The sequence below is a fragment of the Paenibacillus sp. FSL M7-1455 genome (assembly GCF_038004655.1).
Lineage (GTDB): Bacteria > Bacillota > Bacilli > Paenibacillales > Paenibacillaceae > Paenibacillus_AQ > Paenibacillus_AQ cookii.
In genome coordinates, this window is record NZ_JBBORO010000001.1 from 85,001 (window position 1) to 99,617 (window position 14,617).

Here is a 14,617-nt window from a genome sequence, read left to right on the forward strand (position 1 = left end):
GCCGTAACTATAACGGTCCTAAGGTAGCGAAATTCCTTGTCAGGTAAATTCTGACCCGCACGAATGGCGTAACGACTTGGGCGCTGTCTCAACGAGAGATCCGGTGAAATTTTAATACCTGTGAAGATGCAGGTTACCCGCGACAAGACGGAAAGACCCCATGGAGCTTTACTGCAGCTTGATATTGGATTTGGGTACGATCTGTACAGGATAGGTGGGAGCCTAAGAAGCATGAGCGCCAGCTTGTGTGGAGGCGACGTTGGGATACCACCCTGATCGTATCTAGGTTCTAACCTGGTACCGTGATCCGGTACGGGGACAGTGTCAGGCGGGCAGTTTGACTGGGGCGGTCGCCTCCTAAAGAGTAACGGAGGCGCCCCAAGGTTCCCTCAGAATGGTTGGAAATCATTCGAAGAGTGCAAAGGCAGAAGGGAGCTTGACTGCGAGACCTACAAGTCGAGCAGGGACGAAAGTCGGGCTTAGTGATCCGGTGGTACCGCATGGAAGGGCCATCGCTCAACGGATAAAAGCTACCCTGGGGATAACAGGCTTATCTCCCCCAAGAGTCCACATCGACGGGGAGGTTTGGCACCTCGATGTCGGCTCATCGCATCCTGGGGCTGAAGTAGGTCCCAAGGGTTGGGCTGTTCGCCCATTAAAGCGGTACGCGAGCTGGGTTCAGAACGTCGTGAGACAGTTCGGTCCCTATCTGTCGTGGGCGTAGGAAATTTGAGAGGAGCTGTCCTTAGTACGAGAGGACCGGGATGGACGTACCGCTGGTGCACCAGTTGTTCCGCCAGGAGCATGGCTGGGTAGCTACGTACGGACGGGATAAGCGCTGAAAGCATCTAAGCGTGAAGCCCCCCTCAAGATGAGATTTCCCAGTATGTAAGACCCCTTGAAGACGACGAGGTAGATAGGTTGGAGGTGGAAGTGCAGCAATGCATGGAGCTGACCAATACTAATCGGTCGAGGGCTTATCCTAAAAGCTTTCTGAAAGAAAGCTCGCTACGGAAGCATGAACAAACCCACCAAAGTGAAGAGCAGCTTCGTAGCTGATTCCGAGTACTTTGGCGGGGCCCGGAACAAAAACCGGGAAATGCTACGGAAATTAAAACGCAAAACGTTTCGTATCTAGTTTTCAGGTGATCAAACATCTGAATGATTTTGAAGCTGCAAATCCTTTTAGAGGATGGATATTTTGCTGGTGAGTGATCTCCGAAGCAAAAGCAGCGCAAAAATCCTGTTTGGTGGCGATAGCGGAGGGGTTCCACGCGTACCCATCCCGAACACGACCGTTAAGCCCTCCAGCGCCGATGGTACTTGGACCGAAGGGTCCTGGGAGAGTAGGACGCTGCCAAGCGAAGGACCACTGTTGATGAACAATCGACGGTGGTTTTTTTATTTATCCATGTTTGGGCGATTTCTTGAAGCTCGGGAAGGTCGGCGGATTATGAATGGGCGTTTTGCCACATAATAATAGCCTATTGTAATAACGCTAAGATGTGGCGGGTGCTCCGAGGCAAAGTTGATGGCATTAAGATCGGCCGCTTGAATATGTTTTGATCATTGGCCTGCAAACATTGGACATCCCATCCAGAGATGTCTTTTTTTGAATCGTTGTCTTTTACCAGTGGACATGTATTTTCGGGTATTAGACAAGTGCATTTTCTGTTTGTTTTACCATCCTCAATTCCTTGACAGCTTCGCAGGGCCTTTGCTAAGATGGCAATAATATATTTTCAGAAAATGATTTTCAAGCCTTGTAGTATAAGGGTTTTGACGAATACAATACATGACAATGAGGGGGAAGTTCCAAGGTGTGGGAAGACAAATTCAGTAAAGAAGGATTTACTTTTGATGATGTGTTGCTGGTGCCGCGCAAGTCTGAGGTGCTGCCGAAGGAAGTGGACGTGTCCACGAGATTAAGCAAGCATGTGAAGCTCAACATTCCGCTCATCAGTGCCGGTATGGATACCGTTACCGAATCCGCCATGGCTATCGCGATCGCCAGAGAGGGCGGGATTGGCGTTATCCATAAGAACATGCCCGTTGAGCAGCAGGCTGAAGAAGTAGACCGCGTAAAACGCTCCGAAAGCGGCGTTATTACGAATCCATTCTCCCTGACACCTGATCACCTTGTTTCCGATGCCGAGCAAGTGATGGCGAAATTCCGCATTTCCGGCGTGCCGATTGTGGACGAGCAGCATAAGCTGGTGGGGATTTTGACGAACCGCGACCTGCGTTTCGTACACGATTACAGCATTCAAATCAAAGAAGTGATGACGAAGGAAAACCTGGTTACGGCTCCGGTCGGCACAACGCTGCAAGAGGCTGAGGTTATCCTGCAGAAGCACAAAATCGAGAAGCTTCCTTTGGTTGACGATAATAACGTTTTGAAAGGCCTTATCACGATCAAGGATATCGAAAAAGCGATCCAATTCCCGAATGCGGCGAAGGATGCGCAAGGACGCCTGTTGGTCGGCGCAGCGATCGGTATTTCCAAGGACGGCCTTGACCGCGCGGAAGCGCTGGTAAAAGCCGGCGTCGACATGATTGTGGTCGATTCCGCGCACGGACACCACATCAATATCCTTGATTTTGTCCGTAAGCTTCGCGGCTTGTATCCGGAACTTACGATCGTTGCAGGCAACGTCGCTACCGGCGAAGCCACACGCGACTTGATCGAAGCCGGTGCCTCCGTCGTTAAGGTGGGCATCGGACCTGGTTCCATTTGTACGACGCGCGTGATTGCCGGTATCGGCGTACCGCAAATCACTGCCATTTACGACTGCGCGAAAGTCGCCCGCGAATACGGCATTCCGCTCATCGCCGACGGCGGCATCAAATATTCCGGCGAGATTACGAAAGCATTGGCTGCAGGCGGCCATGCGGTCATGCTCGGCAGCATGTTTGCCGGCACGGAAGAAAGCCCGGGCGAGTCTGAAATTTATCAGGGACGCCGCTACAAGGTATACCGCGGCATGGGCTCCATGGCCGCTATGAAGCAGGGCAGCAAGGACCGCTACTTCCAGGACGACGATAAGAAGCTCGTACCGGAAGGCATCGAAGGACGCGTAGCGTACAAAGGCCCGCTGAAGGATACGATCCATCAGTTGATCGGCGGCCTTCGCTCCGGCATGGGATACTGCGGAACGAAAAATCTCGAGGAACTTCGCGAAGACACCCAATTCGTACGGATTACCGGCGCAGGGCTCCGCGAAAGCCATCCGCATGACGTCCAAATCACGAAAGAAGCTCCGAACTACTCCGTATAAAACCGAAGATGATTTGCACTTAACCAACATCTTCTTGTACAGACAGGCCGAATTTAGGCCTGTCTGTCTTTTTTTGCTTAATCCCCTGTGATAGAATAGAACAAGTAAGATTTCAATGGGCAAGAGGGGAGTTAACAATTCATTGAGTAAGAAATGGAAGTTGTCGGGCCGTTCCGGCCATAAGAAGAACAAACGTCACCTCGTTAAAAAGAGCATAGCCTCGGTTATGCTTTTGAATATGCTTTGCCTTTCCGCTTTGCCGGCCACCATGGTGTTTGCGGAGAAGGAGCAGACAAGCACGACTGCTACAACGAACAGTACGACTACGGTAGCAGGAAGCATCCAGAAGCCGGAGCTGAATTTAAAATCCGCCATTTTGATCGAAGCTTCAACGGGGCAAGTGCTTTTGTCGATGAATGCCGACGAGCCGCTTCCGCCGGCAAGCATGACCAAAATGATGACCGAGTATATCGTTGCCGAACAGGTTAAGCAGGGGAAGCTGAAATGGACGGATAAGGTTACGGTAGGGGAAAATCCCAAATTAACTACCGGTTCGCGTATTTTTTTGAATCAGGGAGATGTTCATACGGTTGAGGAACTGTATATCGCCATGGCTGTAGGCTCGGCCAATGACGCGACGGTGGCCCTGGCCGAACGCGTAGCCGGTTCCGAACAGGAATTCGTGAAGCTGATGAACGAAACGGCCAAGCAAATGGGCATGAAAACCGCGCATTTCATTAATGCGACCGGCCTTGATAAAAAGGACATGCCTGCCAAATTCCGGCCGGATACGGACAAGGAAGACGTCATGTCGGCGAAGGATGCGGCCATTCTCGCCATGCACATCGTGAAGGACCATCCGGATTACGCCAAATATACGGCGATTCAATCGTACAAATTCCGGGAGCGCGATAAAGCACCCATCGTGAACTACAACTGGATGCTGGAAGCGAATAAGAACATCCCGAATTTCAAAGCTTATGCATATCCGGGTTTGGACGGCCTGAAAACCGGGCACACCCAGAATGCGGGCAACTGCTTTACGGGCACGGCCGTACGCAACGGCATGCGATTGATCAGCGTCGTCATGGGGGCCGATTCCGAGGCTCACCGGTTCACGGAGACGAAAAAAGTTTTGGACTTTGGTTTCGATAACTTCGAAGTCAAGCAGGTCGTACCCGGAAAATCGAAAGTCGAAGGATTGGACACCGTTCCCGTCAAAAAAGGCGTAGAGACTAAAGTCGGGGTCGTCAGCGACGGCGATGTCAGCTTCGTCGTGCCGAAAGGCGGCGACGCGAAAGGCGTGAAGTTCCAAACGAAGCTCGATGCTGCCGAACTGGTAGCGCCGATCAAAAAAGGGACCAAGGTTGGAACGATTACGTATACGTACAAAGCCGAAGGCATGGACCAGGCACAGACCAAGACGGTAAACCTGGTGACCTCCGAGGATGTCGAAAAGGGCAGCTGGTTCCGTTTGTTCTTCCGGGCCATCGGAGAAATGTTTGCCGATTTGTTTGACGGAATAAAAAATCTTTTTTAAGATATTCAAAAAGCATTAGCTTATAGATTGAGATGATACACATTTCGGGAGGCGTGGACATGGAAACAGGGACTTCGAGAGTAAAAAGAGGCATGGCAGAAATGCAAAAAGGCGGCGTCATCATGGACGTCATGAATGCCGAGCAGGCAAAAATCGCTGAAGCGGCGGGTGCGACGGCCGTTATGGCTTTGGAGCGCGTACCGTCCGATATTCGCGCAGCAGGCGGCGTAGCCCGCATGGCCGATCCGACGATCGTCGAGGAAGTAATGAAAGTGGTATCCATTCCGGTCATGGCGAAAGCCCGCATCGGTCATTATGTGGAAGCGAAAGTGCTGGAATCCCTGGGCGTCGACTACCTCGACGAGAGTGAAGTGTTGACTCCTGCCGATGAAGTATTCCATATCGATAAATGGGACTTTACCGTTCCTTTCGTGTGCGGAGCCAAAGACCTTGGCGAAGCGCTGCGCCGGATCGGCGAAGGCGCATCGATGATCCGTACGAAGGGCGAGCCGGGAACGGGCAATATCGTCGAAGCCGTTCGCCATATGCGCTTGATCAACAGCCAAATCCGCAAAGTGCAAAGCATGTCCAAGGACGAGCTGTACGCAGAAGCGAAAAACTTGGGCGTGCCTTACGATCTGCTTTTGGGCGTGCATGAAAACGGCAAGCTGCCGGTGGTCAACTTCGCCGCGGGCGGCGTGGCTACGCCGGCTGACGCTGCGCTGATGATGCATTTGGGCGCCGACGGCGTGTTTGTTGGCTCCGGTATTTTCAAATCGGACAACCCTGAAAAATTCGCCCGCGCGATCGTGGAAGCGACAACGCATTACCAAGACTACAAACTGATCGCCGAAGTATCGAAGAACCTGGGAACTCCGATGAAAGGCATCGAGATTTCGAAGCTGAGTCCGGCTGAACGGATGTCGGACCGCGGCTGGTAAGAGAGAAGGCTTGAGACATATGAAAATCGGGGTGCTGGCACTGCAGGGTGCCGTAGCAGAGCATATTCGCAGCATTGAGCTGGCCGGCGCCGAAGGCGTCGCCATTAAGAAAAAGGAAGAACTGCAGGATATCCAAGGCCTGATCATTCCCGGCGGCGAAAGCACAACGATCGGCAAATTGATGCGCAAATACGATTTTATCGATGCGATCCGCGAGTTTTCCGCGGCTGGCAAACCGATTTTCGGAACCTGCGCAGGTTTGATTGTGCTCGCCAAAACGATTGAAGGCCAGGAAGAAGCCCATTTGGAGCTCATGGATATCACCGTAGCCCGGAACGCATTCGGACGCCAACGGGAGAGCTTTGAAACCGATCTGGACGTCAAAGGCATTAACGAGCCGGTTCGGGCCGTGTTTATCCGTGCCCCGCTCATCCGCAGCGTAGGGGACCAAGTGGATGTGTTATCCTCTTACAACGGAGAGATCGTGGCGGCAAGACAGGGGCATTTGCTGGCGTCTTCGTTCCATCCGGAACTGACCGACGATTACCGGCTCCATCAATATTTCGTGGATATGGTAAAAGCCGGCCAAGCGTCATAAAGCCCTGCTTTAGTGCCGATATATAACATGACAGACACCTTGACTCTTTTTATGATATCTAAAGCCTCCAAATAGGGTAAGCTTTGGATAAGGGGATTGCTCAGCTTGCCGATTCCGGCCGGACCGGGATTGGCGGGCTGAAGCGATATACCCACAAGGGTCGGGGTTATTTTTTTGAACATGCAGGAATATGGTTTGGCTCATGGAAGGTATGCCAATAGAAGATGTACGCTGAGGAATTCCTTCACGTAGATTCGAGGATTCCGGCCGGATACATGTAACCATTTTGGGAGGAATTTTGGAATGCTGGATGTAAAAATATTGCGGACCGACTTTGGGAAAGTCGAACAAGCGCTGAAAAACCGCAACAAATCGCTCGATTTGATCGCCGGTTTCCCCGAGCTGGACACGCGCCGCAGAGAATTGCTTCAGGAAAGCGAAGCGCTGAAAAACCGCCGCAACGTCGTGTCGGGCGAAGTGGCCAAGCGCAAAAAAAATAAGGAAGACGCGGAAGAGCTGATTTTGGAGATGCGCGAGGTGTCGGATCGGATCAAAGCTATGGACGAGGAGATCCGCGAACTCGAAGCCTCTATCTCCGAACTGATGATGGCGATCCCGAATATCCCGCACGAGTCCGTTCCTGTAGGCGCTTCCGAAGAGGACAACGTCGAAATCCGCCGCTGGTCCGAGCCGAGAACGTTCGATTTCGAGCCGAAGGCTCACTGGGACATCGCGCAGGGGCTTGATATTTTGGACTTTGAAGCGGCGGCTAAAGTAACGGGCTCGCGCTTTACCTTTTACAAAGGGCTGGGAGCACGTCTGGAGCGTGCATTAATCAACTTTATGATGGATCTTCACAGCGGAGAGCACGGTTATGAAGAAATGCTGCCTCCGTACATCGTCAACGGCGACAGCTTGCGCGGGACGGGGCAGCTTCCTAAGTTCGAAGAGGATCTGTTCAAGATCCGCGACACCGAATATTACCTGATTCCTACTGCCGAGGTGCCTGTAACGAACTACTACCGCGACGAGATTTTGACGGTGGAGGATTTGCCGAAGCATTTTGTGGCCTACAGCTCCTGTTTCCGTTCGGAGGCCGGTTCGGCAGGACGGGATACCCGCGGGTTGATTCGCCAGCATCAATTTAACAAGGTAGAGCTGGTTAAAATCGTGGACCCTGAGAAATCGTATGAAGAGCTGGAAAAGATGACGGCCGACGCCGAACACGTCCTGCAGCTTCTGAAGCTGCCATACCGCGTCATGGCGCTGAGCACGGGGGATATGGGCTTTTCCGCCGCCAAAACGTATGACCTTGAAGTATGGCTGCCTGAGAGCGGCATGTACCGGGAAATCTCGTCTTGCTCGAATACGGAGGATTTCCAGGCGCGCCGGGCCAATATCCGGTATCGTCCGGAGCCGAAGGCCAAACCTGAATTCGTGCATACGCTGAACGGTTCGGCGCTGGCGGTCGGCCGGACGGTTGCGGCCATTTTGGAAAACTATCAGCAAGAAGACGGCAGCGTGGTCGTTCCGGACGTTCTGCAGCCTTACATGGGCAATGTCAAAGTGATCGCTCCTAAACAGAAATAAGCTTGAACAATAAAATAAACTATGGTATGATATTTTTGTTACGCCTAACGTAACCTTTAATATTTATACCATCTGGAGAGGTACCGAAGCGGTCATAACGGGGCGGTCTTGAAAACCGTTAGGGTGCAAGCCCACATGGGTTCGAATCCCATCCTCTCCGCCAGATATCGTAAACGACAGAAGTCATCCGAAACGGAATGGCTTCTTTTTTATTGTTCATAATGCCGTGTTCATGCGCTGCTTTGCAGCCATCACCATGTTTTTCAATCATCGTTAGGGTACAAATGGCATTCCGGATCGCACGTCTCCTTGGCCGGGAAGCGAATAAATCCGTTGCCTTCTCCGCACATTAAAAGAGCAGGGGAGGTGTGATGAAATGAACCGAGAATTTCAACTCGATCAAGATCAGCTGGTTCAGGCTTGGCGATCGCAGCTGCCGCAAAACCTTGACCCGTCGGACTCCGCCCAGGTGTTTGCGGATGAGGCGAATCCGAACGCGCTCCGAATTCACATCGATTCCGCTGGACGCACGATGTATTCCTTTGATTTTCAGTGCTCCTACTTGGATACGCGGGAGGTCAAGGTGGATCTGGTCGACGTGGAACGCGACGGGCAAACGGTGGATGAGCGCACCGAGGTCATTCAGGACATGACCCAAGGTTACACCCGCCAGATTCATGAATGCGCCCAGGCGCTTCACGATGTGACTCATCACGTTTAACAGGGAAAAGAGGGAAAGAGATGACCAAAGCGAAAAACGGTTTGGATAAAAACCTGAGCAATGTTGTGGAGGATTTGGACCAGACCCGGGTTAACAGCCATCACGCCCAGCAGATCCAGCAGGATACCAATGACCGCAGGCATCAGGATGCGCTGAATCACGACAAAACGACAGACTTGACCCATCAGCACTCTTAATCCGAGATTGGGGTGAAATCAGATGAGCAAACCGAAGGCCATTCCCGTGCCGGAAGCGCAGCGCCAGGAGCAGCGGCACCATCGCCGCGATCGCGAAAACACGATGCAGGAGCCTCTCTCCGGATCGAAAAAAGTAAAAAACCGTAATCATGTGGATCATTTGAATAGAGAAGGTTAACCTCGCCTCAAACGACATTATTGGAAACGAAAAAAGCACTTTGGCACCGGCCGAAGGGCTTTTTTTATTGTTTTTTTACGCAAATAAACATTTATACATCAACGTTTATTGAAATTTTGCAACCTTGGAGTGACATTTGACGTATTAAGCAGTGTGAGCTCACAAAGCAGGTAAAAAAGGAAATTAATTATTTTCCAATCATAAAATTTCCAAAAAACTGTTCACGTTATCCTGAAAGTGGTTTATGATGAAAAGGTGTGCTATTTTGCCCTAGAGAAAGAGAGGAGAGAAATTAATGAACAAGAAGTTTGCAGTCCTGATGCTTACGCTGATCATGTCCTTGACATTGGTACTTGCGGGATGCAGCACAAGCAAGCAGGACCCGAAAGACGCCATGAAGAGCGCCACCGGGAATGCAATGAAAATGACTTCGTACGAAATGAAGAGCAAGGTGGTTATCAAAGATCTGCAGGTATCCAGCAAGGAAACTGCCGACAATGAAGCTGCCAGCCAAGTCATGAGCATGCTCAAAAACGCCGAATTGACAATCGATGGGGTATATCAAAACGATCCAATGCAAACCGAGATGACCATGGGAATCAATCTGAAGGGCGATATGTCGATGAACTTCAGCATTCCGATGGTAATGACCAAAGAGAAATTGTACGTCAAAATTCCAAGCATTCCGATGCTGCCGCTTCCGGAAGACGTGGTGAACAAATACCTCGTGCTGGACATGAAGGAATTGGCGGAACAAGGCGGAACGACGTTCAATCCGGATTCCCTGGATCAGAAAAAAGCTCAGCAGCTGTCCAATGAAGTGTTGAACGCGTTGTTCGAGGAATACGACGGCAAAAAATACTTCAAAGACATTAACACGAAAGACGCGAACCTGCCTGAAGGCGTAGAAGCAAAACAAGTCGTGCAGTTCAGCGTATCGGACGAAAACGTAAAAGAAGCAGCGGAAATTTTCGTCAACAAAGCACTTCCTAAAATTCTCGACATTATCGCAAAAGACGAATACCGCGAAATGGTTGGCCTGACGAAAGAAGAAATCGAAGAGGCCAAAAAGGATCTGACCTCCGCAAACAAAGACGAAGTGAGCAAAGGTCTGAACGAACTGAAGAACTATCTGAAAATCAACCAGTTCAACATCAACACGGCGATCGACAAGAAGGATTTCCCTTCTTACCAGAACGCTGCCATCAATGTTGAAATGAACGATCCTGAGACAAAAGAAAACATGAAACTGTCGATGGAATTGACGAATCAGTACAGCAAGATCAACGAAAAACAAACGTTCAAAATCGGTATTCCAAAAGAAGGCGACATCATTACGATGGAGCAATTGCAAGAAAAAATGGGCGGAGCCGCATACTAAGCTTCACAAACAAAACCACCCGGTCGGGAACACTTCCCGAACCGGGTGGTTTTTTGCTGTTAGATGGCGGTTTTGCGGAGACGACATGTTTGGAAAGTTAGTGGTATCGTTAGCGTAAGTTAAAAGCGCCTTCGGGCTATTGGTGTTTTAAGCCTTCCCCCGCAGTTTGCGGAAAAATTGCGTCAGCATGGTTGCGCATTCCTCCTGCAACACTCCGACCGTGAGCTCCGTGCGGTGATTGAACCGGGGCTCCTGCAATAAATTCATCAGCGTGCCGGCGCAGCCTGCCTTGGGGTCTCCGGTTCCGTAAATGACATGCGGAATGCGGGATTGAACGATCGCCCCGGCGCACATCGGGCAAGGCTCGAGCGTCACATAAAGACGGCAGTCCAGCAATCGCCAAGCGCCGATCGCCTGGCTTGCCTGGCGGATAGCGACGATTTCGGCATGCGCGGTCGCATCTTGGGACGTTTCGCGAAGGTTGTAGCCGCGGCCGATAATTTCATCGCCCCGGACGATGATCGCGCCGATCGGCACTTCTCCGATGGCCTCAGCCTTCTTGGCCTCCGCGATGGCTTCTTTCATCCACCGTTCATGCACAGCTTTATCCACAGATTCATCCACAGAAAGAGGATGATTCAAATGTTCTTCCAAAATATAAATCCCCCTTAAATTCCAATCGCGGTTTATTCAGCGAACAGGCATTCGTTTGTTAACATGCTGTGCATATAATTGTGGATAACTTTTTAATTGCACACAGATTTATCCACAAATTGTTCTTAAACAAATGTGAATATGTGCATAACGTGCATAAGTTATTCATTAGCAGCATGCTCAAGAAAAACTTTCGTTAAAAGTGGTCTGTCTTCTAAGAAGAGCTGCAATAGACGTTTTTCTTAAGATGAAGGAAAGATAACGCTGCAAGAGCCTGCTGCCCTTCATCTCAAGAAAAACTTCAACTAAAGGTGGTCTGTCTTCTAAGAAGTACTGCAATAGACGTTTTTCTTATTGTAGTGAACGAGACGCCAAAGATCAATTCCAGGGAGAACGGAAGCGCCGTTGAAGAAAGAAAATACATAAGTTATCCGTCTTTTCAAATGCAAGGGTTTGGGGTTATGATGATAGAGTATTGTCATTTTTCACCAAAGTTTGCTAACTGCCAAGAGGTGATCCTTTGTCCATCAAGTATAAATTAACGCTGGTCATGTCTGGCTCTTTGCTGTTGATATTGCTTCTATATATTCTCCTCAGCTTCTACACGACCCAAGACAATTTGAAAAGGGACAGCGAAAGCAAAATGCTGATTGCCGCCAGGCAAATCGCGGCCTCCATCGAGCAAAGCCAATACAGTTCGAAATACGTGGAGGAGGAAGCCGGAGAGCTGCTTCGCATGGCGTCCATCCTTGCGGCCAAGGAGCTGCCGGCGGATTACCGCGATATTGAAAACAGCCAGCTCCGGAAACTGAGCAAGGAAATCGGCGTGACCCACATATCCCTTTTGGCCAGGACCGCGGATGACATTGTCGTCGTCAAATCGTCGGATCCGAGCGAGCTTGGGCTATCCACGCGGGATTGGGGTTACTGGTTCACTGCGTTCCAGCAGCTCTTTAATATGCAGAAGGTGACCGTTTCGCAAGGGATGTCCCTGGACAATTTCTGGACGGGCCCATTTGAATATTCGACATCGAACCCTGAATTTATCGATAAATGGGGCTACTATTATGACGGAAAACGCAACTATTTGATCGACCCCTTCATTCGAAGCGACGTCATCAACGATTACGCGAAGTTGGTGAGCCCGGAATCGATCCTCGAAAAAACGAAGCAGGTAAACCAAAATATTCTTGAGATCACATGTATCAATCCCCGTACTTTTGGCAACAAGAATATGACAACCACCGGTTTTGACGGGTATAATATAAAATTGCGCAACCGTCCCATCCAGTATGGGACCTACAACTATGGGGATGTGACAAAAGACAAGGAAGCGGTGTCCAAGGCTGTGGGGACCGGCTCCAATGTCATGTTCGAGGCCAAGATCCACGGCAAAAAGGTGCTGAAAAGCTTTATTCCGGTGTTTAGCCCGGAACAATCAGTGTACATTATTAGCATCGTGATGGACTATGAGATGATTTCGAGCGTATTAAACGATCAGTTGGTGAGTTATATCGCCATTTCTGCTTCGCTCCTTGTCATCATCATTCTTGGAAGCTATGTGCTGGCGGGTTACATCATCCGTCCGATGGAATCGATCCTTGCCAAGGTAAAAGACGTCACGGAGGGGCGGTTTGATACGCCGCTTGCCATTAACAGCAAAGACGAGCTTGGGCTCTTATCCGACAGGATCAATACCATGACCTCAAGCCTCCATGATTATACGAATCAGCTGAAGCAGGCGGCCGAGGAAAACAAATCGGTCAAAGACCATCTCGAATCCATTATCCAGCAAATTGCCGACGCGATTCATACGGTAGACTGGTCCGGACGGGTGATCCAGGTCAATAAGGCCTTTGAGGATTTGTACGGCTGGAAGAGCCATGAGGTCGTCGGCAAAAGGCTTCAGATCGTCCCCGACTTTTTGGAGGAAGAGGAGACCAAAAACGTTCAGGCGCTCCGAAAAGGGGAACAGCTGCCGCCGACCGAAACCTTGCGCCTCCGAAAGGACGGCTCCCTGGTCGAGGTCAGCATCAGCACGGCACCCGTCAAAGACGAAGATGGGCATATTACGTCCTTTATTAGCGTCTCCCGCGACATGACCGAAAGAAACAAAATGGAGGAGCTGCTGCGGCGTTCCGAAAAGCTGACGACCGTCGGGCAGCTGGCCGCGGGCGTGGCGCATGAAATACGGAACCCGCTGACGACGCTGCGCGGATTTCTGCAGCTTCAGCGCGAAACCAATCAAGTGTCGCCGCAGCATAACGAAATTATGTTGTCGGAGCTCGACCGCATCAATTTGATAGTGAGCGAGTTTTTGATTTTGGCCAAGCCGCAGGCGACCCAGTTCCAGGTGAAAAGCATCCGGAGCATCCTGAGCGACGTCGTGAACCTTCTCGACAGCCAGGCCCATTTGTACGATATCGAATTCAAATTCGAGTTCGAGCCGGAAGACTACAAGGTCCACTGCGAAGAAAACCAGATGAAGCAGGTTTTTATCAATATCATCAAAAACGCGATCGAAGCAATGGAAGACGGCGGCATCATCCGGATCGAATTGTTCCGATTAAGCCGGGAAGAAATCGGGATCACGATCACCGACCAAGGGATCGGCATTCCGAGCCATATCCTGCCTAAGCTCGGCGAGCCGTTTTTTACGAGCAAGGAGAATGGAACGGGCCTCGGCTTAATGATCAGCCAAGGTATTATTGAAGGCCATAAGGGCATGATGGAAATATTCAGCAAGCCGGGAAAAGGCACGCGGGTGGACATCGTGTTGCCTATTGCATGGGAGACGCAAACAGACATAAACCATGAGGGGGAAGAACCCATTGCGAATTAACAAGTTTATCAGCGAAACGGGGTTTTGCTCCCGGCGTGAAGCGGACAAGCTGGTAGAGAGCGGCAAAGTGACGATTAACGGCGAGGTCGCGGTCTTGGGAAGCCAGGCTGAAGAAGGGGACGACGTGCGAATTAACGGACGGCCGCTCGAGGCCAAAAAGAAGCGCCACGTCTATATCGCCTTGCATAAGCCCGTAGGCATCACCAGCACGACGGAGAAGCATATCAAAGGCAACATCGTCGATTTCGTCGGCCATCCGGAACGGATTTTTCCGATCGGAAGATTGGACAAGGATTCGGAAGGACTTATTTTGATGACAAGCGACGGGGATATCGTCAACAAAATTTTGCGCTCTGAAGGCAAACATGAAAAGGAATATATCGTTACGGTAGACAAGCCGGTGACGACCTCGTTTCTGACGGGGATGGCGGGCGGAGTGAAAATATTGGGCGAAATGACGCTGCCCTGCAAAGTGACGCGAATTTCCGACCGGGTATTCAAAATTATTCTGACCGAGGGGAAAAATCGGCAAATCCGCAGAATGTGCAGCAGCTTCGGTTATTCCGTGCGCAAGCTGCAGCGAATCCGGATCATGAACATTCATCTGGGCTCTCTGCCAAAGGGCAAATGGCGCGATTTGACCGAAGCCGAAAAAAAAGAGCTTGGCCGGCTCCTTCATTACGAGCTTCAATAGGCG

The 14,617-nt window shown here is 50.7% G+C and carries 12 protein-coding genes, 1 tRNA gene and 2 rRNA genes (1 of these 15 only partly in view); 14 read left to right on the top strand and 1 reads right to left on the bottom strand.

The genetic code is table 11. The features are described 5' to 3' along the window. The 12 genes from NYE48_RS00390 to NYE48_RS00445 all read left to right on the top strand — a co-directional run. Window positions 1-985: ribosomal RNA gene (locus NYE48_RS00390) — 23S ribosomal RNA — on the top strand (it extends 1,945 nt beyond the left edge of the window). A 261-nt stretch (window positions 986-1,246) separates the two neighbouring features. Beyond that, window positions 1,247-1,363: ribosomal RNA gene (gene rrf, locus NYE48_RS00395) — 5S ribosomal RNA — on the top strand. A gap of 457 nt (window positions 1,364-1,820) precedes the next feature. Continuing rightward, window positions 1,821-3,278 carry an IMP dehydrogenase gene (gene guaB / locus NYE48_RS00400; RefSeq protein ID WP_340996176.1) on the top strand — a complete coding sequence of 486 codons (1,458 nt, stop codon included), beginning with the start codon at window positions 1,821-1,823 and terminating at the stop codon, window positions 3,276-3,278. Window positions 3,279-3,438: 160 nt separating this feature from the next. Then, a complete protein-coding gene (locus tag NYE48_RS00405; RefSeq protein WP_445324050.1) occupies window positions 3,439-4,818 on the top strand; it encodes a D-alanyl-D-alanine carboxypeptidase family protein in 1,380 nt (459 codons plus the stop codon). 59 nt (window positions 4,819-4,877) lie between these two features. Beyond that, window positions 4,878-5,759: a pyridoxal 5'-phosphate synthase lyase subunit PdxS gene (gene pdxS, locus NYE48_RS00410; protein WP_036714760.1), complete on the top strand. Its 882-nt coding sequence runs from the start codon at window positions 4,878-4,880 to the stop codon at window positions 5,757-5,759. 19 nt (window positions 5,760-5,778) lie between these two features. Further along, a complete protein-coding gene (gene pdxT, locus NYE48_RS00415) occupies window positions 5,779-6,357 on the top strand; it encodes a pyridoxal 5'-phosphate synthase glutaminase subunit PdxT (RefSeq protein ID WP_212953206.1) in 579 nt (192 codons plus the stop codon). Window positions 6,358-6,660: 303 nt separating this feature from the next. Further along, window positions 6,661-7,947, top strand: coding sequence for a serine--tRNA ligase (serS, locus tag NYE48_RS00420; RefSeq protein ID WP_340996180.1), 1,287 nt, complete (start codon window positions 6,661-6,663; stop codon window positions 7,945-7,947). A 74-nt stretch (window positions 7,948-8,021) separates the two neighbouring features. Then, window positions 8,022-8,110, top strand: a tRNA-Ser gene (locus NYE48_RS00425). 213 nt (window positions 8,111-8,323) lie between these two features. Beyond that, a complete protein-coding gene (locus NYE48_RS00430; protein ID WP_036714758.1) occupies window positions 8,324-8,668 on the top strand; it encodes a hypothetical protein in 345 nt (114 codons plus the stop codon). 20 nt (window positions 8,669-8,688) lie between these two features. Beyond that, entirely contained in the window at window positions 8,689-8,865 is a 177-nt protein-coding gene (locus tag NYE48_RS00435; protein WP_197070057.1) for a hypothetical protein, read from the top strand. Window positions 8,866-8,887: 22 nt separating this feature from the next. Then, on the top strand, window positions 8,888-9,043 hold the full coding sequence (locus NYE48_RS00440) for a small acid-soluble spore protein P (protein WP_212953313.1): 156 nt from the start codon (window positions 8,888-8,890) through the stop codon (window positions 9,041-9,043). A 295-nt stretch (window positions 9,044-9,338) separates the two neighbouring features. Continuing rightward, the gene (locus NYE48_RS00445; RefSeq protein WP_212952380.1) at window positions 9,339-10,424 is read left to right on the top strand and encodes a DUF6612 family protein; all 1,086 of its coding nucleotides are present in this window, start codon (window positions 9,339-9,341) and stop codon (window positions 10,422-10,424) included. Window positions 10,425-10,571: 147 nt separating this feature from the next. Here the strand turns inward: NYE48_RS00445 and tadA are convergent, their stop codons facing one another. Further along, window positions 10,572-11,036 (bottom strand): tRNA adenosine(34) deaminase TadA, encoded by a 465-nt coding sequence (gene tadA, locus NYE48_RS00450; protein WP_281422529.1) that lies wholly within the window; start codon window positions 11,034-11,036, stop codon window positions 10,572-10,574. Between the two features lie 562 nt (window positions 11,037-11,598). On the opposite strand from tadA, the gene NYE48_RS00455 reads away from it, so the two are divergent. Both NYE48_RS00455 and rluF read left to right on the top strand, forming a co-directional pair. Continuing rightward, window positions 11,599-13,920, top strand: a complete 2,322-nt coding sequence (locus tag NYE48_RS00455) for a PAS domain S-box protein (protein ID WP_340996185.1) — start codon at window positions 11,599-11,601, stop codon at window positions 13,918-13,920. Beyond that, window positions 13,910-14,614 carry a 23S rRNA pseudouridine(2604) synthase RluF gene (gene rluF, locus NYE48_RS00460; RefSeq protein ID WP_212952378.1) on the top strand — a complete coding sequence of 235 codons (705 nt, stop codon included), beginning with the start codon at window positions 13,910-13,912 and terminating at the stop codon, window positions 14,612-14,614. Before NYE48_RS00455 ends, rluF begins: the two co-directional genes overlap by 11 nt. Window positions 14,615-14,617: the final 3 nt, after the last annotated feature.